At 70.6% G+C, this 25,172-nt stretch carries 23 protein-coding genes and 1 riboswitch; of the genes, 13 read left to right on the top strand and 10 right to left on the bottom strand.

Translation table 11 applies throughout. The features are described from left to right. The first annotated feature begins 253 nt into the window (after positions 1-253). From D0Y53_RS02060 to D0Y53_RS02100, 9 genes are all read left to right on the top strand, one after another. The gene (locus tag D0Y53_RS02060; RefSeq protein WP_117201526.1) at positions 254-667 is read left to right on the top strand and encodes an ATP synthase subunit I; all 414 of its coding nucleotides are present in this window, start codon (positions 254-256) and stop codon (positions 665-667) included. 4 nt (positions 668-671) lie between these two features. Beyond that, a complete protein-coding gene (gene atpB / locus D0Y53_RS02065) occupies positions 672-1,541 on the top strand; it encodes a F0F1 ATP synthase subunit A (protein WP_117201528.1) in 870 nt (289 codons plus the stop codon). A 59-nt stretch (positions 1,542-1,600) separates the two neighbouring features. Further along, a complete protein-coding gene (gene atpE / locus D0Y53_RS02070) occupies positions 1,601-1,876 on the top strand; it encodes a F0F1 ATP synthase subunit C (protein ID WP_117201530.1) in 276 nt (91 codons plus the stop codon). Between the two features lie 72 nt (positions 1,877-1,948). Further along, complete coding sequence (locus tag D0Y53_RS02075) at positions 1,949-2,419, top strand: F0F1 ATP synthase subunit B (protein ID WP_117201532.1); 471 nt, start codon at positions 1,949-1,951, stop codon at positions 2,417-2,419. Between the two features lie 4 nt (positions 2,420-2,423). After that, a complete protein-coding gene (locus D0Y53_RS02080; RefSeq protein WP_117201534.1) occupies positions 2,424-2,951 on the top strand; it encodes a F0F1 ATP synthase subunit delta in 528 nt (175 codons plus the stop codon). A 103-nt stretch (positions 2,952-3,054) separates the two neighbouring features. Beyond that, positions 3,055-4,620: a F0F1 ATP synthase subunit alpha gene (atpA, locus tag D0Y53_RS02085; protein ID WP_117201536.1), complete on the top strand. Its 1,566-nt coding sequence runs from the start codon at positions 3,055-3,057 to the stop codon at positions 4,618-4,620. 129 nt (positions 4,621-4,749) lie between these two features. Then, positions 4,750-5,613 (top strand): F0F1 ATP synthase subunit gamma, encoded by an 864-nt coding sequence (atpG, locus tag D0Y53_RS02090; RefSeq protein WP_117201538.1) that lies wholly within the window; start codon positions 4,750-4,752, stop codon positions 5,611-5,613. 84 nt (positions 5,614-5,697) lie between these two features. Next, positions 5,698-7,125, top strand: a complete 1,428-nt coding sequence (atpD, locus tag D0Y53_RS02095; RefSeq protein WP_117201539.1) for a F0F1 ATP synthase subunit beta — start codon at positions 5,698-5,700, stop codon at positions 7,123-7,125. Between the two features lie 127 nt (positions 7,126-7,252). Next, on the top strand, positions 7,253-7,678 hold the full coding sequence (locus D0Y53_RS02100; protein WP_117201541.1) for a F0F1 ATP synthase subunit epsilon: 426 nt from the start codon (positions 7,253-7,255) through the stop codon (positions 7,676-7,678). 88 nt (positions 7,679-7,766) lie between these two features. Here the strand turns inward: D0Y53_RS02100 and D0Y53_RS02105 are convergent, their stop codons facing one another. Further along, positions 7,767-8,147, bottom strand: a complete 381-nt coding sequence (locus D0Y53_RS02105; protein ID WP_117201543.1) for a GtrA family protein — start codon at positions 8,145-8,147, stop codon at positions 7,767-7,769. 126 nt (positions 8,148-8,273) lie between these two features. On the opposite strand from D0Y53_RS02105, the gene glmU reads away from it, so the two are divergent. Next, positions 8,274-9,638, top strand: a complete 1,365-nt coding sequence (gene glmU, locus D0Y53_RS02110) for a bifunctional UDP-N-acetylglucosamine diphosphorylase/glucosamine-1-phosphate N-acetyltransferase GlmU (RefSeq protein WP_117201789.1) — start codon at positions 8,274-8,276, stop codon at positions 9,636-9,638. A gap of 36 nt (positions 9,639-9,674) precedes the next feature. Here glmU and D0Y53_RS02115 read toward each other — a convergent pair whose 3' ends face one another. From D0Y53_RS02115 to D0Y53_RS02140, 6 genes are all read right to left on the bottom strand, one after another. Then, a complete protein-coding gene (locus D0Y53_RS02115; RefSeq protein ID WP_199491991.1) occupies positions 9,675-11,000 on the bottom strand; it encodes a sensor histidine kinase in 1,326 nt (441 codons plus the stop codon). A gap of 67 nt (positions 11,001-11,067) precedes the next feature. Continuing rightward, positions 11,068-12,414, bottom strand: coding sequence for a sigma-54-dependent transcriptional regulator (locus D0Y53_RS02120; protein WP_117201547.1), 1,347 nt, complete (start codon positions 12,412-12,414; stop codon positions 11,068-11,070). Between the two features lie 155 nt (positions 12,415-12,569). Further along, the gene (locus D0Y53_RS02125) at positions 12,570-13,796 is read right to left on the bottom strand and encodes an ABC transporter permease (RefSeq protein ID WP_117201549.1); all 1,227 of its coding nucleotides are present in this window, start codon (positions 13,794-13,796) and stop codon (positions 12,570-12,572) included. 25 nt (positions 13,797-13,821) lie between these two features. Next, complete coding sequence (locus tag D0Y53_RS02130) at positions 13,822-15,138, bottom strand: ABC transporter permease (RefSeq protein ID WP_117201551.1); 1,317 nt, start codon at positions 15,136-15,138, stop codon at positions 13,822-13,824. A gap of 10 nt (positions 15,139-15,148) precedes the next feature. Further along, positions 15,149-15,871 carry an ABC transporter ATP-binding protein gene (locus D0Y53_RS02135; RefSeq protein WP_117201553.1) on the bottom strand — a complete coding sequence of 241 codons (723 nt, stop codon included), beginning with the start codon at positions 15,869-15,871 and terminating at the stop codon, positions 15,149-15,151. Between the two features lie 72 nt (positions 15,872-15,943). Further along, entirely contained in the window at positions 15,944-17,224 is a 1,281-nt protein-coding gene (locus tag D0Y53_RS02140; protein WP_117201555.1) for an efflux RND transporter periplasmic adaptor subunit, read from the bottom strand. Positions 17,225-17,413: 189 nt separating this feature from the next. Here D0Y53_RS02140 and glmS point away from each other — a divergent pair, with 189 nt between their 5' ends. After that, positions 17,414-19,246 carry a glutamine--fructose-6-phosphate transaminase (isomerizing) gene (glmS, locus tag D0Y53_RS02145; protein ID WP_117201557.1) on the top strand — a complete coding sequence of 611 codons (1,833 nt, stop codon included), beginning with the start codon at positions 17,414-17,416 and terminating at the stop codon, positions 19,244-19,246. Positions 19,247-19,924: 678 nt separating this feature from the next. On the opposite strand, the gene btuB is transcribed toward glmS, so the two are convergent. The 3 genes from btuB to D0Y53_RS02160 form a co-directional block, all read right to left on the bottom strand. Continuing rightward, positions 19,925-21,808 carry a TonB-dependent vitamin B12 receptor gene (btuB, locus tag D0Y53_RS02150; protein ID WP_117201559.1) on the bottom strand — a complete coding sequence of 628 codons (1,884 nt, stop codon included), beginning with the start codon at positions 21,806-21,808 and terminating at the stop codon, positions 19,925-19,927. A gap of 136 nt (positions 21,809-21,944) precedes the next feature. Then, a riboswitch (cobalamin riboswitch) is annotated at positions 21,945-22,193 on the bottom strand. Positions 22,194-22,292: 99 nt separating this feature from the next. Then, on the bottom strand, positions 22,293-22,673 hold the full coding sequence (locus D0Y53_RS02155) for a TfoX/Sxy family protein (protein ID WP_117201560.1): 381 nt from the start codon (positions 22,671-22,673) through the stop codon (positions 22,293-22,295). Continuing rightward, positions 22,670-23,164: a GAF domain-containing protein gene (locus D0Y53_RS02160; protein ID WP_117201790.1), complete on the bottom strand. Its 495-nt coding sequence runs from the start codon at positions 23,162-23,164 to the stop codon at positions 22,670-22,672. Before D0Y53_RS02160 ends, D0Y53_RS02155 begins: the two co-directional genes overlap by 4 nt. Before the next feature lie 62 nt (positions 23,165-23,226). Between D0Y53_RS02160 and bioD the strand changes: the two genes are divergently transcribed. Next, positions 23,227-23,898 carry a dethiobiotin synthase gene (bioD, locus tag D0Y53_RS02165; RefSeq protein ID WP_117201562.1) on the top strand — a complete coding sequence of 224 codons (672 nt, stop codon included), beginning with the start codon at positions 23,227-23,229 and terminating at the stop codon, positions 23,896-23,898. An 89-nt stretch (positions 23,899-23,987) separates the two neighbouring features. Then, positions 23,988-25,100, top strand: coding sequence for an efflux RND transporter periplasmic adaptor subunit (locus D0Y53_RS02170; RefSeq protein WP_117201564.1), 1,113 nt, complete (start codon positions 23,988-23,990; stop codon positions 25,098-25,100). Positions 25,101-25,172 lie beyond the last annotated feature (72 nt).

Consider the following 25,172-nt stretch of genomic DNA (forward strand, 5'->3'; position numbering starts at 1 on the left):
TGCGAGTTCGACGAGGAAGGAAAGCAGGCCTCACGAAAATGGACCGGCGGTTCCGGCAAAGGTTCCGGCCATTCGTCGCCCGGATGCCGGCGGGCGGGCGGCTGTTTGCGGTCGCCGGACACACGGCCTATTCAGCCCGTCGCGCCAGCCCTGCGACGGTTGCCGCTGAAAATCCGCCACTGCTATAATTCTGCGGCTTAGCGGTGCCGTTTTACGCGGCCGCCGGTGCCACCCTCCAGCTGACGAGTCGCGCGTGCACGATCCCCTTGCAACGGGTCGCCGCGCAGCACTGCGCGCGATAGCCATCCAGGCGGTCGCCGCGGCGCTGGTGGCCCTGGCGTTCCTCGTGACCGGTCCGCGGCCGGCGCTGGCGGCGACGGCGGGCGGGGTCGCGATGCTGGCCGGCAATGCGCTGGCGGCGGCGGTGGCCCTGGGAGGCGGGATCCGGCCGGCGCGCGCGGCGTTCGCGCGGCTGCTGCTGGGAATGCTGGGCAAGTGGGTGCTGGTGCTGGTGCTGGTGGCGGTGGCATTGCAAGTCTGGCGCCTGCCGCCGCTGCCGCTGCTGGCGGGGGTGGCGGTCGGCCTGCTCGTCTACCTCCCGGCTTTGAATCTGCGTAGTGCGAACGAATTGCGAACACGAGGCGGCAAGGTTGAACGCGAGCACTGAAAGCATGGTCACCACCGAGCCGGCGTCCGGCGGCTCGACCGAGTACATCAACCATCACCTGCACCATCTGCAGGTCAGCGTGGGCGACGGCGCCTTCATGACGCTGAACGTGGACACCCTGTTCTTCAGCTTCGTGCTGTCGGCGCTGTTCCTGGTCGGGTTCATCTACGCCGCGCGCAAGGCCACCGCCGGGGTGCCGGGCAAGTTCCAGACCGTGGTCGAGATCATCGTCGGTTTCGTCGACGGGCTGGTGCGCGAGACCTTCCACGGCCGCAGCAAGTCGATCGCGCCGCTGTCGATCACCATCTTCTGCGTCGTGTTCCTGATGAACTTCATGGACCTGCTGCCGGTGGACCTGCTGCCCTGGGCCTGGGGCGCGGGGCACATCGCCACCGGCCACGACCCGGCGCATGCCTACCTGCGCGCGGTGCCCACCGCCGACCTCAACACCACCTTCGGCCTGTCGCTGGCGGTGTTCCTGCTGATCCAGATGTTCGGCATCGGCCACAAGGGCGTGGCCGGCTTCGCCAAGGAAGCCTTCACCGCGCCGTTCCACGCCCACGGCACCGTCGGCAAGATCGCGCTGGCGCCGGCCAACTTCCTGCTGCGGCTCATCGAGGAAGGGGTGCGGCCGCTGTCGCTGAGCCTGCGACTGTTCGGCAACATGTACGCCGGCGAGCTGATCTTCGTGCTGATCGCACTGATGACCCTGGACGCCTCGCTGGCCCATTTCGGCACCTGGATCATGGGCGCCGCGCAGCTGTTCTCGGGCTTCATCTGGACCGTGTTCCACATCCTGATCATCACCCTGCAGGCCTTCATCTTCATGATGCTCACGATCGTCTACCTGAGCATGGCGGCCGAGAGCCACTGACGACCCGATTCCTTTTTCCTTCCACCGCGTCACGCGACGACTTTCAACCGGAGTACACCATGGATATCACCGTCCTCAACGCTGAAGTGCTGAAGTTCACCGTCATCGCGGCGGGCCTGCTGATCGGCCTGGGCGCGCTCGGCACCGCGATCGGCTTCGCCATCCTCGGCGGCAAGTTCCTCGAAGGCGCGGCCCGCCAGCCGGAGCTGACGCCGATGCTGCAGACCAAGATGTTCATCGTCGCCGGCCTGCTCGACGCGGTGCCGATGATCGGCGTGGCGATCGCGCTGCTGCTGCTGTTCGCCAACCCGCTGCTGGGTTCGATCGCCGGCTGATCCGGCGCGATTCGACGCTACGCGAACCAGGCATCGCCGGCGGCCCGCCGCCGGCAGCAGGAGCACCGCAACATGCTACCCAACCTCACTCTGGTCATTCAGGGACTCGCGTTCTTCGCGACCACCTGGCTGGTGATGAAATTCGGCTGGCCGCACATCATCGGCGCGATCGAGGAACGCCAGCGCAAGATCGCCGAAGGCCTCGCCGCCGCCGACCGCAGCCAGAAGGACCTGGCGCAGGCGCAGGACAAGGTCAACGAGGCGCTGAAGGAAGCGCGGGTCAAGGCCAACGAGATCATCGACCAGGCCCACCAGCGCGCCAACCAGATCGTCGAGGCGGCCAAGAACGACGCCATCGCCGAGGCCAACCGGCAGAAGGTGCTGGCACAGTCGGAAATCGACGCCGCCGCCAACCGCGCCCGCGAGGAACTGCGCATGCAGGTCTCCACGCTCGCGGTCGCCGGCGCCGAGAAGCTGCTGCGCCGCCAGATCGACGCCAGCGCGCAGAAGGCGCTGCTGGACGAGCTGGCCGCGGAGATCTGAGCCGATGAGCCAGGCCCTGACCCTCGCCCGTCCCTACGCCCGCGCCGCGTTCGGCATCGCCCGCGACCAGCACGCGCTGGCGCCGTGGTCGCAGGCGCTGGCCCTGGCCGCGCGGATCGCCGCCGATCCGCGGGTGGCGCAGCTGCTGGGCGATCCCAAGCTGGGCGACGCCGAGGCGGTCGCGCTGTTGGCGCCGGAGCCGGCGGACGCCGCGTTCGCGCGCTTCCTCGCGCTGCTGGCGGGCAACCGCCGGCTGGCGCTGCTGCCGGAGATCGCCGGCCTGTACGAGGACCTGCGCAACGAGGCCGAGCGCGTGGTCAAGGCGACGGTGACCTCGGCGGTGGCGCTGCCGGCCGCCGAACTCGACGGCATCAAGGCCGCGCTCAAGCGCCGCTTCGGCCGCGAAGTCGAGCTCGCGGCCGCGGTCGACGCCTCGCTGATCGGCGGCGCGGTGATCGATGCCGGCGACGTGGTCATCGACGGCTCGCTCAAGGGCAAGCTCGGGCGCCTGCAGTCGGCGCTGGCAAGTTGAAGCCGGGAGCCTGGGACCGGGCCCCCGACACCCGTTCCCCGGTCCCCCAAACGTAAATCGAAAGCCGCCCCGCGCCGTGCGGGGAGCGATCAAGGAAACAGCAATGGCAACCACCACGCTCAACCCGTCCGAAATCAGCGAACTGATCAAGGCCCGCATCGAGAAGGTCGGCCTAGCCGCCGAGGTGCGCAACGAAGGCACCGTGACCAGCGTGGCCGACGGCATCGTCCGCATCTTCGGCCTCGCCGACGTGATGCAGGGCGAGATGATCGAGCTGCCCGCGACCGCCAGCGGCCACGCGACCTACGCGCTGGCGCTGAACCTGGAGCGCGACTCGGTCGGCGCGGTGGTGCTGGGCGACTACGAGCACCTGCGCGAAGGCGACACCGCCCGCACCACCGGCCGCATCCTGCAGGTGCCGACCGGCCCGGAGATGCTCGGCCGCGTGGTCAACGCGCTGGGCGAGCCGATCGACGGCAAGGGCCCGATCGACGCCAAGACCTCGGCGCCGGTGGAGGCGATCGCCCCCGGCGTGATCTGGCGCAAGTCGGTCAGCCAGCCGGTGCAGACCGGCTACAAGGCGATCGACTCGATGATCCCGATCGGCCGCGGCCAGCGCGAGCTGATCATCGGCGACCGCCAGACCGGCAAGACCGCGGTGGCGATCGACACCATCATCAACCAGAAGACCTCCGGCGTGCGCTGCATCTACGTCGCGATCGGGCAGAAGAACTCGACCATCGCCAACATCGTGCGCAAACTCGAGGAGCACGGCGCGATGGCCTACACCACGGTGGTCGCCGCCTCGGCCTCCGAGTCGGCCGCGATGCAGTACATCGCCGCGTACTCGGGCTGCACCATGGGCGAATACTTCCGCGACCGCGGCGAGGACGCGCTGATCATCTACGACGACCTGTCCAAGCAGGCCGTGGCCTACCGCCAGATCTCGCTGCTGCTGCGCCGCCCGCCGGGCCGCGAGGCCTACCCGGGCGACGTGTTCTACCTGCACTCGCGCCTGCTCGAGCGCGCCGCGCGCGTGTCCGAGGCGTACGTGGAGAAGTTCACCGAGGGCGCGGTCAAGGGCAAGACCGGCTCGCTGACCGCGCTGCCGATCATCGAGACCCAGGCCGGCGACGTCTCCGCGTTCGTGCCGACCAACGTGATTTCGATCACCGACGGCCAGATCTTCCTGGAGACCGACCTGTTCAACGCCGGCATCCGCCCGGCCGTAAACGCCGGCATCTCGGTGTCGCGCGTGGGCGGCGCGGCGCAGACCAAGATCATGAAGAAGCTGTCGGGCGGCATCCGCATCGCGCTGGCGCAGTACCGCGAGCTGGCGGCGTTCGCCCAGTTCGCCTCCGACCTGGACGACGCCACCCGCAAGCAGCTCGAGCGCGGCCAGCGCGTCACCGAGCTGATGAAGCAGAAGCAGTACGCGCCGATGCCCGTGGCGCAGCAGGCGCTGTCGATCTACGCGGTCGACAAGGGCTACATGGACGACGTGGCGATCGCCAAAATCGGCGCCTTCGAGCAGGGCCTGCACGCGCACTTCGCCAACACCGCCGGCGAGGTCATGGACCGGATCAACGCCAGCGGCGACTGGAACGACGAGCTCGAGGCCGCTTTCAGGAAGGGCATCGAGGAATTCAAGGCCACCGGTTCGTTCTGAACCGGCGGAATTCGGGATTCTGGATTCGGGATTGCTGATTAGTCAGAGCGGGGTTTTCGTGGCGTGAGCTGATCCGCTTTTGCGGATCGAGGATCGCGGATCGCGGATCACCGCTCGCGGAGCGAGCAGATGGCAGGCGGCAAGGAAATCAAGACGAAGATCAAGAGCGTGCAGAACACCCGCAAGGTGACGCGCGCGCTGGAAATGGTCTCCGCCTCCAAGATCCGCAAGGCCCAGGAGCGGATGAAGGCCTCGCGCCCGTACGCGCGGGCGATGAAGCAGGTGATCGGCCACCTCGCGCACGCGCACTCCGAGTACCGGCACCCGTACCTGGTCCAGCGCGAGCAGATCCGGCGCGTGGGCTACATCATCGTCTCCTCCGACCGCGGCCTGGCCGGCGGCCTCAACAACAACCTGTTCCGCAAGCTGCTGGGCGAGATCCACAAGTGGCAGCAGCAGGGCGTGCAGGTCGATGTCGTCACCATCGGCCAGAAAGCCTCGGTGTTCTTCCGCAGGATCAAGGTCGACATGCTGGCCTCGGTCACCCACGTCGGCGACCAGCCGCGGGTGGAGCAGCTGGTGGGCGTGATCAAGGTGATGCTCGACGCCTACAGCGCCGGCACCATCGACAAGGTGTTCCTGAGCTACAACGACTTCGTCAACACCATGACCCAGCGCGCGGCCTTCGACCAGCTGCTGCCGCTGGCGGCCTCGGAGGAGGACGTCGCGCGCCACGACTGGGACTACCTGTACGAGCCCGACGCGCAGGTCGTGCTGGAGCACGTGCTGACCCGCTACATCGAGTCGCTGGTGTACCAGGCGGTGCTGGAGAACATCGCTTCCGAGCACGCCGCGCGCATGGTCGCGATGAAGGCGGCCAGCGACAACGCCAGCAAGCTGATCGACACCCTGAACCTGGTCTACAACAAGGCCCGGCAGGCGGCGATCACCCAGGAGATTTCCGAGATCGTCGGCGGGGCCGCGGCGGTTTGAGCGTGTGCGGGTCCCTCCGCAAAAGCCCGCGCATCCACGTGCGGACTTTCAAACGAAAAACATCGAGTTCTTGAGGAAAGTGCGATGACTACCAACCAGGGCAAGATCGTCCAGATCATCGGCGCCGTCGTCGACGTCGAGTTCCCGCGCGAGAGCGTGCCGAAGGTGTACGACGCACTGAAGGTGCAGAACACCGCCATCACGCTCGAGGTGCAGCAGCAGCTGGGCGACGGCGTGGTGCGCGCCATCGCGCTGGGGTCCACCGACGGGCTCAAGCGCAACCTGGTCGCCGATAACACCGGCCGCGCGGTGTCGGTGCCGGTGGGCGCGGGCACCCTGGGCCGGATCATGAACGTGCTCGGCGAGCCGATCGACGAGGTCGGCCCGATCCAGGCCAGCGAGCACTGGGAAATCCACCGCGACGCGCCGGCCTACGCCGACCAGGCGTCGGGCAACGAGCTGCTGGAAACCGGGATCAAGGTGATCGACCTGATGTGCCCGTTCGCCAAGGGCGGCAAGGTCGGTCTGTTCGGCGGCGCCGGCGTCGGCAAGACCGTCAACATGCTGGAGCTGATCAACAACATCGCCACCCAGCACTCGGGCCTGTCGGTGTTCGCCGGCGTCGGCGAGCGCACCCGCGAGGGCAACGACTTCTACCACGAGATGATCGAGGCCGGGGTCATCAACCTCGACGACAAGGTCCAGTCCAAGGTGGCGATGGTCTACGGCCAGATGAACGAGCCGCCGGGCAACCGCCTGCGCGTGGCGCTGACCGGCCTGACCATGGCCGAGTACTTCCGCGATGAGAAGGACGCCTCCGGCAAGGGCCGCGACGTGCTGTTCTTCGTCGACAACATCTACCGCTACACCCTGGCCGGCACCGAGGTGTCCGCGCTGCTGGGCCGCATGCCGTCGGCGGTGGGTTACCAGCCGACCCTGGCCGAGGAGATGGGCGTGCTGCAGGAGCGCATCACCTCGACCAAGACCGGCTCGATCACCTCGATCCAGGCCGTGTACGTGCCCGCGGACGACCTGACCGACCCGTCGCCGGCGACCACCTTCGCGCACCTGGACGCCACCGTGGTGCTCAGCCGCCAGATCGCCTCGCTGGGCATCTACCCGGCGGTGGATCCGCTGGACTCCACCAGCCGCCAGCTCGATCCGAACGTGATCGGCAACGAGCACTACGAGACCGCGCGCCGGGTCCAGGCCACCTTGCAGAAGTACAAGGAGCTCAAGGACATCATCGCCATCCTCGGCATGGACGAGCTGTCGGAAGAGGACAAGCAGGCGGTGTCGCGCGCGCGCAAGATCGAGCGCTTCTTCAGTCAGCCGTTCCACGTGGCCGAGGTGTTCACCGGTTCGCCGGGCAAGTACGTGCCGCTGAAGGACACCATCCGCGGCTTCAAGATGATCGTCGACGGCGAGTGCGACCACCTGCCGGAGCAGGCCTTCTACATGGTCGGCGGCATCGAGGAAGCGATCGAGAAGGCGAAGAAGATCACCGGCTGAGTTTTCGTCCCCTCTCCCGCCCGCGGGAGAGGGTCGGGGCGAGGGTTGGCGTTGCGCCGGTCCCCCGCCCTCATCCCCGACCTCTTCCGCAAGCGGGAGAGGGGGGCAAGGTCGAAGGGCGTTACCCATGGCATCCACCATCCGTTGCGACATCGTCAGTGCCGAGGCTGAGATCTTCCGGGGCGAGGCCACCATGGTCGTGGCCACCGGCGAGATGGGCGAGCTCGGCATCGCGCCGCGGCACGCGCCGCTGATCACCCGGCTCAAGCCCGGCAAGGTGGTGGTGACCACGCCGTCGGGCGAGCAGCTGGACTTCGCCATTTCCGGCGGCATCCTCGAGGTGCAGCCGCAGGTGGTGACGGTGCTGGCCGACACCGCGGTGCGCGCGCAGGACATCGACGAAGCCTCGGTGCTGGCGGCCAAGGAAGAGGCCGAGCGCATCCTCGCCCACCGCGGCGAGGCCATGGACGTGGCCGAGGCGCAGCAGCGCCTGGCCGAGGTCACCGCGCAACTGCAGGCGCTGGAACGGCTGCGCAAGAGCCTCAAGCACTAGGCGCCTTGCGCCGCAGCGGCCGCCCCGAGCAGTCGCCGCAGGTTTCCGGAAACGCCGGCCTTGTGCCGGCGTTTCTGTCGCGCGCGGTCTACTTGCGGTACACCCAGTGCCGCGACAGCACGAACCCGACCACCCCCAGCGCGAACTCCACCGCCGGCTTGGCCAGCCACGCCCAGCGCAGCCCGGCGAACTCGTCGATCACGCCCAGCGACCAGGTGCTGATCGCGGTGGTGCCCAGCCACATCAGCATGAAGCGCTGCAGCTGGGTGCGGCCGATCGCGGTGTCGTCGCCGGCGAAGGTCAGCTTGCCGTTGAGCCAGTAGCCCAGCAGCGCGCCGGCGACGCGGCCGGCGACGTTGGCCGGCTCCACCGCCATCCAGTGGCTCAGCAGCACCATCACGCCCCAGTCCACCAGCCACTGCACCCCGCCGACCAGCAGGTAGTGGCGCGCGTGCCGGCCCAGGCTCATGGCGCGGTCGGCCCGCACAGGGACAGGGAAGCGTCGGACATTGCGATCCATGCATGGTCGGGACAGGCTCCGCATCCTAGCAGCGGGCGCCGGTAGAATCCCGCCATGGCCATCGCCGGAACGCCCATGCCCGCCCCCCTGCACGTCGTGATCCTCGCCGCCGGCGAGGGCAAGCGGATGCGCTCCGCGTTGCCCAAGGTGCTGCAGTGCATCGCCGCCCGGCCGATGCTGGCGCACGTGCTCGACACCGCCCGCGCGCTGCAGCCGGCCGCGATCCACGTGGTCCACGGCCACGGCGGCGCGCAGGTGCGTGCCGCCTTCGCCGGGCAGCCGGACCTGCGCTGGGTCGAGCAGGCGCAGCAGCTGGGCACCGGCCACGCCGTGCAGCAGGCGCTGCCGGCGGTGCCGGACGCGGCCCGGGTGCTGGTGCTGTACGGCGACGTGCCGCTGCTCACCGCAGCCACCCTGCAGCGCCTGCTCGCGGTGCCGGGGCCGCTGGCGGTACTGGGCGCCGAGCCCGGCGACCCGGACGGGTACGGCCGCATCGTGCGCGACGCCGAGGGCCGCGTCGCCGCGATCGTCGAACACAAGGACGCCGACGCCGGGCAGCGCCGCATCGGCCTGGTCAACACCGGCGTGATCGCGGCGCAGGCGGCCGCGCTCAGGCGCTGGCTGGCGGCGCTGCGCAACGACAACGCGCAGGGCGAGTACTACCTGACCGACGTGTTCGCGCAGGCGGCGGCCGAATACGTCCCGGCGGAGATCGTGGTTGCCGCCGACGCGCTGGAAACCGAAGGCGCCAACGACCCCTGGCAGCTGGCGCAGCTGGAGCGCGCGTTCCAGCTGCGCGCGGTGCGCGCGCTGTGCGCGCAGGGCGTGCGCTTCGCCGACCCGGCGCGGGTCGAGATCCGCGGCACGGTCAGCGCCGGACGCGACGTCGAGATCGATGTCGACGTGGTCCTGGAAGGCGAGGTCGTGCTCGGCGACAACGTGCGCATCGGCCCGTTCTGCCGGCTGCGCGACGTGGCGCTGGCCGCCGGCAGCCAGGTGCGCGCGCACTGCGACCTGGAGGGCGCGCGCAGCGACGGCGCGGTGCTGATCGGTCCGTTCGCGCGCCTGCGCCCGGGCACGGTGCTCGCCGACGGCGTGCACATCGGCAACTTCGTCGAGACCAAGAACGCGCGCCTGGGCGACGGCAGCAAGGCCAACCACCTGACGTACCTCGGCGATGCCGTCGTCGGCAGCCGGGTCAACGTCGGCGCCGGCACCATCACCTGCAACTACGACGGCGTCCACAAGTCCACCACCACGATCGGCGACGGCGCCTTCATCGGTTCCAATGCGTCGCTGGTGGCGCCGGTGGCCATCGGCGCCGAGGCCACCATCGGCGCCGGCTCGGTGATCACCCGCGATGCGCCGGCCGCGCAGCTGACGATCGCGCGCGCGCGCCAGGCGACGGTGCCCGGCTGGCAGCGGCCGAAGAAGAAATAAACCCTGCCCCCCCGACGCGGGCAGGTCGGAGCCGCGTCAGTCCGGCAGCACCAGGCTCACGCACAGGCCGCCGCCGGTGCGGTTGAGCAGGGCGATACGGCCGCCGTGGGCCTCGGCGATCTCGCGCGCCAGGGCCAGGCCCAGGCCGGTGCCGTGGCGCTTGGTCGAATAGAACGGCAGCAGCGCGTTGGCCAGCACCGCCTCGTTCATGCCGCTGCCGCGGTCGAGCACGTCGATCCGCCAGGCCCCGGGCACGCGGCGCAGCGCCAGGGCGACATCCTCGGGCCGCGAACCGGACTCGTGCGCGTTCCTGAGCAGGTTCAACAATGCCTGCTCCAGCTGCGCGGCATCGATGCGGATGCTGGCGTCGCCGGGGTCGGCGTCCAGCGCGAACGCCACCTGGCTGCGCAGTTGCGCCAGGAAGCGCGCCCACGGCACCGGTTCGCGCCGCGGCGCCGGCAGCTTGGCGAAGCGCGCGTAGTCGCGGATGAAGCCTTCCAGATGGCGCGCGCGTTCCTCGATCGTGGCCAGCGCGGTCGGCAGCCGCTCCAACTGGCCGCGGCGCAGCAGCTCGGCGCCGGAGTGGGCGAGCGAGGCGATCGGCGCGAGCGAGTTGTTGAGCTCGTGGCTGATCACCCGGATCACCTTCTTCCAAGTCTGCACTTCCTGCCGGCGCAGTTCCGCGGTCAGCTGCCGCAGCAGCACCAGTTCGTGGCGGCGGCCGTTGAGGCGGAAGTGGCGGCGGGCGAGGTGGTAGATCTCCTCGTTGCCGGCGTCGATGTCGTCGGCCTCGCCCAGGGTGAACATGCCGTCGCCGCCGCGCGCGAACGCCTCGCGCAGCGCCGCGGGCGTGCGCGCCAGCAGCGCGTCGAAGGACTGGCCCTCGAGCTTGCGGCCGTCGCCGAGCAGCTTGCGCGCGGCGAGGTTGGCGTGGACCACGCGCCGCGAGGGATCCACCAGCAGCATCGCCACCGGCGTGTTCTGGACCATGGTGTCGAGCAGCAGCTCGCGCTGCACCAGCGCCAGGCGTTGCTCGCGCAACGCGTCGCCGAGGGCGTTGTGGGCGGCGACCAGCGTGCCCAGCGCGCCGCCGCCCTGCCACGCCACGCCGAAACCGAAATCGCCGTCGCGGTAGCTGGCGACACTGCCGGCGAGCGCGCGGAACAGCGCGTTCATCGGCGCGAACGCGCGCCGCACGTGGTACAGCAGCAGCGGCGCCAGCAGCGCCACCGCGAGCAGCGCGGCCCAGGCGCCCTGAAGCCAGCGCGACAGCAGCAGCGACAATGCCGCGGCGAGCGCGGCATACGCCAGCGCCAGCGCGGCGAACACCAGGCTCAACGGCAGCCGCTGGCGCCAGCGCATCATCGGCGCTGGCCGGGGTGGCATCGCGCGGGCCCGGCGCGACGCGCAACGCGGGTCGTGGTCGCACTCACGGGCGCGCGATGCCGAGGCGGTCGAGGCGGCGGTACAACGCCTGCCGCGACAGGCCGAGTTCCGCCGCGGCCTGGGCCAGGATGCCGCCGTTGCGCGCCAGCGCGGCTTCGATCGTGGCGCGGTCGGGTTCGTCGCCGCCGACCACCGACGCCACGCCCGCCGCCGCCGGCGCCGGCAGCCCCAGGTCGGCCGCGCCCAGGGTTGCGGTCTTCGCCAGCAAGGCCGCGCGCTGCACGGCATTGCGCAGTTCGCGCACGTTGCCGGGCCAGCGGTGGGCGAGCAGAGCGCGCACGGCGTCGTCGCCCAACTGCTTGCCGGGCGGCAGGAAATGGCGCGCCAGCGGCAGGATGTCGTCCGGGCGCTCGGCCAGCGGCGGCAACGCCAATTCGATCGCGTTGAGCCGGTAATAGAGGTCCTCGCGGAACTGCCCGGCGCGGATCAGTGCCGGCAGGTCGGCGTTGGTGGCGCTGACGATGCGCACCTTCACCTGGCGTTCCTTGTTGCCGCCCAGGCGCTGGAAGCGGCCGGTCTCCAGCACCCGCAGCAATTTCACCTGCCCGGCCGCGGGCAGCGTACCGATCTCGTCCAGGAACAGGGTGCCGCCGTCGGCGGCCTCGAACTTGCCCTCGCGCGCGCGCTGCGCGCCGGTGTAGGCGCCGGCCTCGGCGCCGAACAGTTCCGCCTCGATCAACTCGGCCGGCAGCGCGCCGCAGTTGAGCGCGACGAACGGGCCGTCCTTGACCAGCGAATTGGCATGCACGATCTCGGCGATCTTTTCCTTGCCGGCGCCGTTGGGACCGACGATCAGCACCGGCAGCTCCGAGCGCGCGACCTGGCAGGCCAGCGCCAGCACGCGCTCGCTGGCGGCATCGGCGAACACGTAGCCGCGCAGGTCGAAATCGCGTTCCAGCGCGCTGCGGCGGCGTTGCGCGCCCTGGCGGTGGCGCGCAAGCTCGCGCCGCGTTTCCGACAGCTCCAGCAGGTTGTTGACCGTCGCCAGCAGCTTGCGATCGTCCCAGGGCTTGGCCAGGTAGTCGGCGGCGCCGGCGCGGACCAGGTCGACCGCGGCCTCCAGGTGGGTCCAGGCGGTCAGCAGGATCACCGGCAGGTCGGGATGGCGCGCGCGGATCTGCGCGAACAGCGCCGCGCCTTCCTCGCCGGAGGTGGTGTCGGCGCGGAAGTTCATGTCCTGCACCACCAGGTCGACGGGTTCGCGCTCCAGCAGCGCGAGTCCGGCCTCCGGCGTGGTCGCCGCGCGGGTGGCGATGTCGTGCAGGGAGAACAGCGTGTCCAGTGCGGTGGCGACCGCGGGGTTGTCGTCGATGACCAGGATCGTGGGCATGGCGTCCTTATACCGTTCCGGACCGGCGTCGGGGAGGCGGCGCCCGCCTGCGGGGCGTCGGCCCGGGCGCAACCGCGCGCCCGGCTGCGCCCGCGACCCGCAGCGGCGCCGGCAGCGCGGACGGCGGGGTAAAGAGGCCGTCCATGACGCCGTCCTCAGACGCTGCGGGTGGCGACGGCCGGCGGCACTGCGGCGGCGCGGCGCGCCGGACCGAGCACCGACAGCTGGCCCAGTAGCCACAGCACCAGCGCGCCGACCGGCAGGTAGATCGCCGGCAGCCGCGGCAGCTCCGCCTTCGACATCATCAGCTGGTTGAGGCCGTAGGCCAGTAGCATGCCGATGACGATGCCGGCCGTGGCCAGCACGAAGTTCTCGAGCTGGAAGTAGCGCAGGATCTGGCCGCGGGTCGCGCCCAGCGCGCGGCGCACGCCGATCTGCTTGGTGCGCTGCTGCACCCAGAAACTGGCCAGGCCGACGATGCCCAGCGCGGTGACGATCAGCAGCAGCACGCTCACGATCACCAGCATCCACGACATCGCGCGGTCCTGGCGGTAGTAGTCGCTGCGCATTTCCTGGAGCGTCTGCTGCTTGAGGATGATCCGGCTGGGGCCATTGCGCTCCAGCGCATCGACCGCGGCCTTCAGCACCTCGGCGCGACGCTCCGGCGAGGCGCGGATCAGGTAGTTGCCGCCGACGCTGAACGGCACTCGCAGCGGCAGGATCATCGAGTAGTAGTAGGCCTCCGGGCCGCCCATCTCGTTGGGACGCGCCAGCTTGTCGACCACGCCGACCACGCGGGTGCCACCCTCGCCCCAGCTGTAGAAGGTCTTGCCCAGCGGATTCTGCCCGGGCCACAGCTTCTCGCCCATGTCCCTGGTGATGATCGCCGCCGGCACCGACAGGTTGGCGGCCGGGTTGTTGAACGCATCCCAGTCCAGCAGCTCGTCGGCGCTGAAGTAGCGGCCGGCGACCAGGGTCAGGCCCATGGTCGCGGGCAGCGTTTCGTCGCCGAGGTAGGTGGTCGCGTTGAGCGAGGGCTGCCGCTGCTCCTGGGTGAGGGTGACGCCGCTGTTCCAGGAGCTGTTGCCGAAGTTCACCTCGTTGGTGACGCTGGCCGACTTCACCCCAGGGATCGCGCGCAGCGCGGCCAGGTCGGAAGCGGTCAGCGCCGCGGCGTTGTCGCTCTGGCCGATGCCGGTGATCTGGATGCGGACGATCTCGTCCTCGGCGACGCCGCTGGGGCGGTCCATCCGCTCCAGGCGGCCGCCGATCAGGAACATCGCGTTGCAGATGATCGCGCAGCTCAGCGCGATCTCGAGCACGATCAGCGCGGCGGCGGTCTTGTGCCGGCGCAGGGTCGATAGGATGGGGCGCAGTTCCATGTGGGTTCTCCGGAAAAGGGCGCGGCTACTGCGACTTGAGCTGGATGGCGGGGGCGACCTGGCAGGCGTGCCAGGCCGGCAGCAGCCCGGCCAGCACGCTGGCGGCGATCGCGAGCGCGAAGGTCGTCGTCAGCATCGGGATGTCCAGGTGGATGAGGTCGGAGAAGCCGGTGGGCTGCTGGCGGATGCCCCACAGGCCCAGTTGCGCCAGGCCGAGGCCGAGGATGCCGCCGGCCAGGCCGACGGTGCCGGCCTCCACCAGGCACTGCGCGAAGATCGCCAGGCGCGATGCGCCCAGCGCGCGGCGCACACCGATCTCGCTGGAGCGGCGCATGAACTTCGCCAGCAGCAGGCCGACGGTGTTGAGCAGGCACACCAGCAGGAAGCCGAACGCCAGCCATACCTGCATGCGCACGTCGTTGGGCACCACGCGCTTGAAGTCCAGCCATTCCATCAGGCTGCGCAGGCGCACGTTGGTCGGCCGCAGGAAGCGCCCGGCCGCGCGCTGCTGGTCGGAGTAGTTGACGAGGTACTGGCGGTAGTTCGCGACCTTGTCCGCGGTGCCGAGTTCGACCCAGTACTGGATCCAGACGCAGGGCGCGTTGACGCCGGTTTCGCCTTCGGGGTCGTCGCTGTCGGCGCCGGACGGCCAGCAGTTCATGCTGCCGTTGCGGTCCATCTTCAGGTCGCGCGAAGTCGAGAACGGCACGTAGGCCTGCTCGGCTTCGCCGTAGCGGTCGGAGTTGAGGTCGTAGAACCGGGGTGCCGGGCGCCAGTCGCCGAGCACGCCGACCACCTGGAAATCGGCGCCGTTGAGGCGCACGGTCCTGCCGACGCTGTCGCCGCCGTCGAACAGCTTCTCGTTGAGCGCCTGGGAGATCACCGCGACCCGCGCATGGCGCGCATCCTGCTCGGCGCTCCAGCCGCCGCCATGCAGGAACGGGATGTCGAACATCGGGAAGAAATCGGCGCTGGTGTAGCGGGCGTCGGCGTAGAACGGATCCAGGCCCTGCTTGCCCGGTTCGATGGCGGCGTTGCCGCCGGTCATCATCGCCTGGCGGTCGCCGCGCTTCTGCCGCAGCAGTTCCTCGGCGTCGAATCGGGTCAGCTGTTCCTCCGGCTCCTCGCCGGGGTTGTAGCCATCCAGGCTCGCCGGGTCGAGCTGCACGAAGAACAGCTTGTCGCTCTTCTGCGGCAGCGGGTCGCCGGACAGCACGTGGAAGATCGTCAGCGTGGTCATGCTGGCGCCGATGCCGAGCGCGATCGCCAGCACCATCAGCGCGGTCAGGACCTTGTTGCGGCGGAAGCTGCGCAATGCGAGGTCGAAGTAGTAGGCGAACATCGGCGTCTCCTCAGCCCTGCGCGTCGGCCAGCGCGGCCGAGGCGAGGCGGGTCAGGCTCGGCTCCACGCTGACGTCGGTGGCCATGCCGTCGACGATGTGCACGTTGCGCTGCGCGCGAGCGGCCAGTTCCGGGTCGTGGGTGACCATGACGATGGTGGTGCCGCTGGCGTTGATGTCCTCCAGCAGTTCCAGTACCCCGCGCGCCATCTGCGAGTCGAGGTTGCCGGTGGGTTCGTCGGCCAGCAGCAGGCGCGGGCTGCCGGCCAGCGCGCGGGCGATGGCGGCGCGTTGCTGCTGGCCGCCCGACAGTTCGGCCGGGAAGTGCTTCATCCGCGAGGCCAGCCCGACCTGGCCCAGCGCTTCCTCGATCCGGCGCTTGCGCTCGGCCGCGGCCATGCCGCGGTAGCGCAGCGGCACGTCGCAGTTGTCGAACAGGTTGAGGTCCGGGATCAGGTTGAAGCTCTGGAAAATGAAGCCGATCTTGTGGTTGCGCAGCTTGCTGCGGGCGTCGTCGGACAGACCGCTGACGTCCTGGCCGTCGAGCAGGTAGGTGCCGCTGCTGAAGGTCTCCAGCAGGCCGGCGATGTTGAGGAAGGTGGTCTTGCCCGAGCCCGAGGGCCCGGTGACGGCGACGAACTCGCCTTCGCGCACGCGCAGGTCGAGCGCGCGCAGGGCGTGGGTTTCGACCAGTTCGGTGCGGTAGACCTTGGTGACCTGGCGCATGTCCAGCATGGCGATGTTCCTTCTGCTTCGTGGCCCGGGACGCGGTCCCGGACGGGGTGGGGATCTGTTGCGGTGGGACGGTCAGTGGATGACCACGCGCTCGGCGTCGCCGAACTGGTCGCTGCCGGAGACCACGATGCGGTCGCCTTCCCTGGCGCCGTCGAGGATCTCGACCGCGCCCAGGCTGCTGGCGCCGATGCGGATCGGGCGCTTGACCGCGCTGTCGCCGTCCATGACGTAGGCGCTGGCGCCGCCGCCCTGCTCCAGGAACGGCCCGCGATCGACCATCAGCACGTTGCGGCGGGTGTCGAGCAGGATCCGCGCCGACAGCCGCTGGTTCTGCCGCAGCCCCGGCGGCTGCTTGTCCTTGAAGCGCAGGCGCGCGACGACTTCGCCGTTGACCACTTCCGGCGACACCGCGGAAACCTCGCCGGCGAACGGCTGGCCGGAACCGCTGGCGAGTTGCGCCGGCATGCCGATCGCCAGGTCGCGGGCGAAGCTTTCGGGCACCTTGATCTCGACCTCGAAGCGCGACAGGTCGACCACGCCCAGCACCGGCGCGTTGGCGGCGACGTTGGCGCGCTGTGCGACCTGCACCTGTCCGACCTGGCCGTCGAACGGCGCGCGCAGGGTCAGCGCATCGACCTGACGCTGCAGCTCGGCGACGACCGCGCGCTGGCGGTCGGCGAGCAGGCGCTTGTTGCGGATGTCCAGGCCGGCGCCGCGGTCCTGCAGGCCGTAATCCTGCTGCGCGTGCTGCAGACCGATGTCGGCGCTGCGCAGCGCGTCCTGGGCCCGGGCGACGTCGATCTGCGCCACGGCGCCGCCGTCGAAGGCACGCTGGTTGCGTTCTAGGTCGCGCAGCGCGGCCTGGCGTTCGATCTGCGCCTGGTCGAGCAGCTTGCGCGCGGTGGAGCGTGCCAGCTGCGCATCGAGCGCGGCGCGGCTGGCCTCGGCCTCCACGCTGGCCAGCGTCGCCTCTTCCTGCGCGAGCTTGCTGCGCAGTTCCGGGCTGTCGATCTCCGCCAGCGCCTGGCCCTGCTTCACAGCGTCGCCGGCGACCACGTGCAGGAGCACCGTACCGCCGGCGACCGCGTACAGGATCGGGCTGTTGGCGGCGATCACCCGGCCCTCGGCGGAGATGTCGCGGACCAGGTCGCCGCGCTCGACCGTGGCGATGCGCACGCGGTCGGCGTCGAACGAGCGGCTGCCCGCGCTCCAGCCCGACAGCAGCCACGCGGCCAGCAGCACGACCGTGCCGGCGATGCCGCCGGCGAGCAGCCAGCCGCGGCGCGTGCGCGCCTGTCCACCGGCGGCGGTGGCGAGCGGGCGGTCCTGGGCGGAGGTGTCGCGGATAGGCATGTGGACAAGGCTCGGCAAGGGTTCCGGGCTTGTTCAAGCAGGTCGCGTGCCAATCTCCAAGCGATTGATGCGAAAAAGAAAAAGCCCCGGCTCCGGCTGTCCGGCGGACACCGTTGCGGCGTCCGCCGGACAGCCGGACGCCGGGGCCAGCGGCTACACTGACGCCTCCCCCGCAAGGAACGTCCTGCCATGTGCGGCATCGTCGGCGCGATCGCGGATCGCGATGTGGTCCCGGTCCTGATCGAGGGCCTGAAGCGGCTGGAATACCGCGGCTACGATTCGGCCGGCATCGCCGTGGTCGAGCGCGACGGCGTGCGCCGCGTGCGCCGCACCGGTCGCGTCGCCGAGATGGAAGCCGCGGCCGTGGCCGAGCATTTCAGCGCCGCGCTGGGCATCGGCCACACCCGCTGGGCCACCCACGGCGGCGTCACCGAGGGCAACGCCCACCCGCACATCAGCCACGGCGAGCTGGCGCTGGTGCACAACGGCATCATCGAGAACCACGAGGCGCAGCGCGCGCGGCTGCAGGCGCTGGGCTACACGTTCGAGTCGCAGACCGACTCGGAAGTCATCGCCCACCTGATCCACCATCACCGCGCCCAGGGCCACTCGTTGCTGGGCGCGCTGCAGCAGGCGGTGCGCGAGCTGCACGGCGCCTACGCGATCGCCGCGATCGACAAGCGCGACCCGGACCGCATGGTCGCCGCGCGTGTGGGCTGCCCGCTGCTGGTGGGCCTGGGCGAGGGCGAGAACTTCGTCGCCTCCGACGTCTCGGCGATCGTCTCGGCCACGCGCCGGGTGATCTTCCTGGAGGAGGGCGACACGGTCGAGCTGACCCGCGAGGCGGTGCGCGTGTACGACGCCGGCGGCGCCGCGGTCGCGCGCGAGGTGCACGTCTCGGACGTGTCGCTGGCGTCGCTGGAGCTGGGCCCGTACCGGCACTTCATGCAGAAGGAGATCCACGAGCAGCCGCGCGCGATCGCCGACACGATCGAGGCGCTGGTCGCCGGCGGCGCGTTCGCGCCGACGCTGTTCGGTCGCGACGCCGCGGAGGTGCTGGGCGATATCGAGGCGGTGCAGATCCTCGCCTGCGGCACCAGCTATTACGCCGGCCTGACCGCGCGCTACTGGATCGAGGCGCTGGCCGGGCTCCCGTGCGCGGTCGACATCGCCAGCGAATACCGCTATCGCGAGGTGGTCGCCAACCCGAGGCAACTGGTCGTCACCATCTCCCAGTCCGGCGAAACCCTGGACACGATGGAAGCGCTGAAGTACGCCAAGTCGCTGGGCCAGGCGCGCACCCTGGCGATCTGCAACGTGCCCGAGAGCGCGATCCCGCGCGCCAGCGCGCTGGTCCACTACACCCGCGCCGGCGCCGAGATCGGGGTCGCCTCGACCAAGGCCTTCACCACCCAGCTGGTGGCGCTGTTCACCCTTGCCGCGACCCTGGCCAAGCTGCGCGGGCGCCTGTCCGGGGAGCGGGAGGCCGCGTTGATCGAAGTCCTGCGCCATTTGCCCGGCAGCGTCCAGCACGCGCTCAACCTGGAGCCGCAGATCGTCGCCTGGGCCGAGCGTTTCGCGCCGAAGGAGCACGCGTTGTTCCTCGGCCGCGGCGTGCACTACCCGATCGCGCTGGAAGGCGCGCTCAAGCTCAAGGAAATCTCCTACATCCACGCCGAAGCGTACCCGGCCGGCGAACTCAAGCACGGGCCGCTGGCGCTGGTCGACGCCGACATGCCGGTGGTGGTGATCGCGCCCAACGACGCGCTGCTGGAGAAGGTCAAGTCCAACATCCAGGAAGTGCGCGCGCGCGGCGGCGAGATGTTCGTGTTCGCCGACGCCGACAGCCAGTTCGGCGAGTCCGAGCAGGTCAACGTGATCCGCACTCCGCGCCACGTCGGCATCCTGTCGCCGATCGTGCACGCGATCCCGGTGCAGCTGCTTGCCTACCACACCGCGCTGGCGCGCGGCACCGACGTCGACAAGCCGCGCAACCTGGCCAAGTCGGTGACGGTCGAATAATCGTCTCCGGCCTGACTTCGAGTCATGGCCTGCATTCGTGAGATCGGCTTCGGACGGAGTCGCCGCCCGGCGGGTTGGGGTGCTGCGCCCTCCTGATGGTGCCCTGTCTTCAAGCTGGGGCGCGGGCCATCCCTGGCTTGACGTCACGTCGGGATCGGCTTCGGAGGGAGTCGTCGCCCGGCGGGCTGGGGGTGCTGCGCCCTCCTGACGACCTCCTGTCTTTAAGTCGGGTCGTGGACCATCCATGGTCCACTCTCCGCACCCCCAGCCCGCCGGGCGACGACTTGGCGAGATTGGAGGTCATCGCTTCGTGGGGCTTTTCTACAAGCGCCGACTCACTGCCTGGAAGCCGGTGGCCCGGCCTGTGCGGGACCGTCGGCGGCATGGATGCCGCCGAGGAGCCTCCAGGGATGGATTCACGGCGTGTCCCGTACAGGCCGGGCCACCGGCTTCCCCCCATAAAAGCTTCCGAACTTGAGTCCTGCATCCACGGGGCACGCCTCACAAGCCGGGCGCCGCTTTCCTGCAGAGGTTTCAGAGCTTGGAGGAGGTACTCACGGCGTGTCCCGCGCAGGCTGGTTCATCGGCTTCCCTCGAGGCGTTTCGCACTTGAAGGAAGAACCAGGAAGGCCCGACTTGCCGGGCCTTTTGCATCCATGCGTTGTCGCTCCGGAGCCCTTATTGCGGCGCCCAGCGCAGGGTGAGGCCGAATTCGCGGCCTGGCTGGCGGTAGTAGGCGGCGGTTTCGTAATCGCGGTCGAAGGCGTTGCGCACGCTGGCCTGCAGCGTCCAGGCGCGGGCGAAGGCGAGTTCCGCGCGCAGGTCCACGGTGGCGTAACCGCCCAGGCGCAGCGCGTTGCCGACGTCGTCGTAGCGCGCGCCCTCGGCCACCCAGCTGGCGCCGATGCGCCAGTCGCCGAAGCGGCGGTCCGCATCCACGCGCGCGGTCCGGCGCGCGCGCCGCGGCAGCAGCTTGCCGTCATCGGTGGTGCTGCGGTTGCGCGGATCCAGCACGCTGGCCTGCGCCGCCAGCTCCCAGCCGGCGAGCGTGGTGCCTGCGGTGAGTTCGGCGCCGCGGATGCGGGCGCTGTCGATGTTGTTGGCCTGGAAGCGATTGGGGTCGTACACGATCAGCGCGTCGATCGCGGTCTGGAAGGCGTTGAGTTGCCAATGCCATGCGTCGCGACGCTGGGCGAGGCCGAGTTCGGCGCTGCGCGAGGTTTCCGGGCGCAGGTCGGGGTTGCCGAAGAACGGGTAATAGAGCTCGTTGAAGGTCGGCGCCTTGAATGCGCTGCCGACGCTGGCGGTGACGCGCAGGCCATGGGCGAAGTCGCGGCCCCAGGCCAGGCTGCCGGTGGTGTGGCCACCGAACTGGTCGTTGTCGTCGCGGCGCAGCGCCGCCTGCAGGTCGTGGCGGCCGAAGCGGCCCTGGTACTGCGCAAATGCGGCGCGGTTGCCGCGATGGGCGTCGAAGGTCGCGAACGGGCCGGCGACCTCGGCGCGGTCGCGCGACCAGTCCGCGCCGAGCGTCAGCAGCTGGCCGGCGGCGAGGGTGAGGTCGGTCTGCAGGGTGGCGCTGTCGCGGGTGCTCTGGAAGCGGTCGCTGAAGACCTGGCCGAGGAAGTTGTCCGAGGCGTCGAGGTTGCGGCCGGCGGCCAGTTGCAGCGTGACGCGCTCGCCGGCGGCGTAGCGCAGCTTGCCGCCGACCACCTGCTGGATGGTGTCGGAGTTGTCGGGCAGGCCCCAGGCCGGGTCGGCGTCGTAGGCGTTGCGGCCTGCGCTGCGCAATGCGTGCGCGTCGGCGCTCAGCGCATCGCCGAGCTCGATGCCGGCGCGCAGCGACAGCGCGTTGTTCTCGTAGCCGTCGCGGTCCGGGTCCGGAGAGTCCATGCCGCAGCCGGCGTAGAACGGCGCGCCGATGCCGCGGCAGGCGTCGATGCCGTCGCTGCCCTGGTGCGTGTAGTCGACGCCGAACCAGCCGCGCGCGCCGCCGATGTCGACGCCGGCGCCGGCCTCGCGCAGGCCGTGGCTGCCGGCGCCCAGGCGCAGGCGCGGATGCACGCCGTCGCGTCCGCCGCGGGTGAATACCTGGATCACGCCGCCGATCGCTTCGCTGCCGTACAGGCTGGAGCGCGGGCCGCGCACGATCTCGATGCGCTCGATCAGCTCCAGCGGCAGGTCCTGCAGCGCGGTCAGCCCGGAGGTCGCCGAGCCGATGCGCACGCCGTCGACGAGGAACAACGTGTGGTCGGACTCGGTGCCGCGCAGGAACAGCGTGGACACCTTGCCGAGCCCGCCCTGGTTGACCAGGTTGATGCCGGCGCGGCCGCGCAGCAGGTCCGGCAGCGAGCGCGCCTGGCTGCGCTGGATCTGTTCGCGGTCGATGACCTCGACCGCCGCCAGCGACTGGTCGGCGGTGACCGCGGTGCGGGTGGCGGTGACCACGACCTGGTCCAGTGTGGTGGTCTGGTCGTCCGCGGGCCCGGTCGCGGCCACGGCGGGCGGCGCCAGCGCGCACGCCACGGCCAGGGAAAGGGAAAGCTGTCGCAAGTGCAGTTGCATGCAGAGGTCTCCATCGCGCACACCCGCGCGCGCTGAGTGGGCGGGAGTTACGGCACGCAGGAGGCGGAAGCGAGGGGCCGGGGCACTGCATGCGGTACGCGCGCGCCGGCATCGCCGCCGCAACGCCCTCCGCGTCGCAACCAGTCTGCTCCGGGCCGGTCTCCGGACTCGCGCGCTGAACCGGCATGCGGGATGCGGTTCCGGCCGCGGCGCCTTCCCGTGCGCGCTGCACAGTGGCGGATGCCGTGGCCTGGCGTGCTTACCGTTGCGGGGGCAGTGCCGGAATGGAGGCGTGGACAGCGTGCGCTGTCGGGCTCGTCACCGGCTTCCCGTTTCAACCCGTGGACAGGACGTCGCCGGGTCACCTCGAAGCGGAGACGATTGTACCGGATGCGATGGCGGGGGAAACGGGAACCCCGCTACGCAACTAGCCTGAACCCGTCAACCACCGACCCGTCACCGCCGCGCGGGCGGTCGCCGGCGATCACGCGTCGTCGCTGTCGGCATCCACGTCGGCGTCGACGGACGGCAGCGGCGCGTCGTCGTCGGCCAGCATCATGGTCGTGGTCACGGGGGCGGCCGCCGGGCGCCCGCGCGGCGGCGGCAGCAGCGCGATCGCGGCTTCGGCGGAGGCGACCAGCTCGTTGCGGCGCGCATCCGGCACCTCCTGCCAGTGGCAGTCCTGCAGCGCGCCTTCCAGCGCGTACAGCAGGTTGAGGCTGGGTTTGAAGCCGGCGCGCTTGACCCGCATGAACGCCTCGACCGTGCCGGCCGCGGCCAGGTCCGCGCGCGTGCGCAGCCCGACCTGGCGCAGCCAGGCCGCCGATTTGGGACCGATGTTGCGGAGTTTTTCCTGCTGGTTCATGTCAGCGACTCCAGATAGGCCTGCGCGATCGCTTCCAGGCCGCGCTGGTCCTCGGCATCGAAACGCTCCGGCCGCGGGCTGTCGAGATCGAGCACGCCGAGCAGGGTGCCGCCGTTGGCGTCCGGCAGCACCAGCGGGACCACCAGTTCCGAGCGCGACGCCGAATCGCAGGCGATGTGCCCGCTGAAGGCGTTGACGTCGGCCACGCGCTGGGTCTGTCGCGTGCGCGCGGCAGCGCCGCACACGCCCTTGTCGAGCGGGATGCGCACGCAGGCCGGCAGGCCCTGGAACGGGCCGACCACCAGCTCGATGCCGTCGAACAGGTAGAAGCCGCACCAGTTCAGTTCCGGCAGGCCGTGCCACAGCAGCGCCGAGAGGTTGGCGGCGTTGGCGATGCGGTCGCGCTCGCCGTGCAGCAGCGCACGCGTCTGCGCCAGCAATTGCGCATATTGCTCCGGCTTGCTGCCGGACAGGGGGGCAAGGGTGAACATGCCGCGAGTGTACCGCGTGGCCGCATCGCAGCCGATCACGGCCGCTTGATACAGTGCGGGGCATGGAGACGGCCCTGTACGTGACCGGCACCGACACCGGTGTCGGCAAGACCCTGGCCAGCTGCGCTCTGCTGCACGCCCTGCGCGCCCGCGGCCTGCGCGCGGTCGGCATGAAGCCGCTGGCCAGCGGCAGCGAGCGCACGCCGCAGGGCTGGCGCAACGCCGACGCGCTGGCGCTGCTGGCGGCCAGCGAGTCGCCGCCGGACTACGCCGACCTCAATCCCTACGCGCTGCCGTTGCCGCTGGCGCCGGAGATCGCGGCGCGCGAAGCCGGGGTCGAGGTCGCGCTGGCACCGCTGCTGGCCGCGCACGCGCGGCTGCGGGCGCAGGCCGACACGGTGGTGGTGGAGGGTGTCGGCGGCTGGGCGGCGCCGCTGGCGACCGACCTGTGGCAGGCCGACCTGGTGCGTGCGCTGGAACTGCCGGTGGTGCTGGTGGTGGGCCTGCGCCTGGGCTGCCTCAACCACGCCATCCTCAGCGTGCGCGCGATCCAGGCCGACGGCTGCCGGCTGGTCGGCTGGATCGGTACCGGCGTGGATCCGGACATGGCTCGCGTGGACGACAACCGCGAACTGCTGCGGCAGCGGATCCCGGCGCCGTGCTGGGGCTGGCTGCCGCACCGGCAGCGGCCGGACCCGGCCGAGTTGTCGCGTTTGCTGCAATTGCCGGCCTGACGGGCGCCCACGCCACGACTTCCGGCACGGGCGACGACGGCGGCCAATGCTAGACTGCGCAGTATAGGAATGCCCCAAGAGGACCGTGCATGCGTCATTCGCTGGTGTTGCTCACCCTGTCGACCGCATTGCTGGCGACAGCGGCCTGCTCCAAGCCGGACGCCGGCGCGGGCGCGGCCGCTGGCGGCCCCCCGGGCGGCATGCAGTTGCCGGTGGAAACCGTCACCGTGCAGCCGCAACCCCTGGTCGCCGGGCTGGAGACGGTGGGCAGCCTGCGCGCCGACGAGTCGGTGGTGCTGCGCCCGGAGCTGTCCGGTCGCATCAGCCGCATCCGCTTCACCGAAGGCGGCCACGTCGAGGCCGGGCAGGTGCTGTTCGCGCTCGACGACAGCCTCGCCCGCGCCAGCCTCAACGAGGCGGCCGCCAACCTCGACAACAGCCGCCGCGCCGCCGCGCGCGCCGGCGAACTGGCCAAGGACAAGCTGATCGCACAGTCCGACTACGACCGCGCCCGCGCCGCGCTCGGCGTCGACCGGGCCCGTGCGGCCTCGGCCCGGACCACGCTGGACAAGATGACTCTGCGGGCGCCGTTCTCCGGTCAGATCGGCCTGCGCGCGGTCAGCGTCGGCGAGTTCGTCGACGCCGGCCAGGCGCTGGTGACGCTGGTGCGCACGGATCCGATCGAGGTCGATTTCAGCGTCCCGGAGACGGTGCTGTCGCAGCTGCGCACCGGGCAGAAGCTCCAGGTTGCGGTCGACGCCTTCCCCGGCGAGGTGTTCGACGGCGAGGTAGTCGCCATCGATCCGGTGATCGACGCCAACAGCCGCAGCGCCAGGCTGCGCGCGCGCATCGCCAACCCCGACCTGCGCCTGCGGCCGGGCCAGTTCGCCAAGCTCCGGCTCGACACCGGCGATAGCGGCGCGCAGGCCCTGCTGGTGCCCGAACAGGCCCTGATGCAGGAAGGCGACGTGCGCCTGGTCTACACCGTGGTCGACGGCAAGGCGAAGAAGACCGTGGTCAAGACCGGCGTGCGCGTGCCGGGCCAAGTGCAGGTGGTCGAAGGCCTGAAGGCCGGCGACGTGGTCATCACCGCCGGCCAGGGCAAGCCGATGATGCACGACGGCATGCCGGTGATGGTGCTGCCGCCGTCGGCCGCGCCGGCCGGCAACGCGCAGGGCGCGGCACCGCAACCGGCGCAGTAACCGCCGCGGGGCCGCTCCCGCCGGGAGCGGGTCGGCGCCCGCGCCCCCGCCCCGACACCCCGCATCCGGCGC

Origin of the sequence: Cognatiluteimonas weifangensis, assembly GCF_003416885.1 — a bacterium.
Taxonomy (GTDB): Bacteria; Pseudomonadota; Gammaproteobacteria; order Xanthomonadales; family Xanthomonadaceae; genus Cognatiluteimonas; species Cognatiluteimonas weifangensis.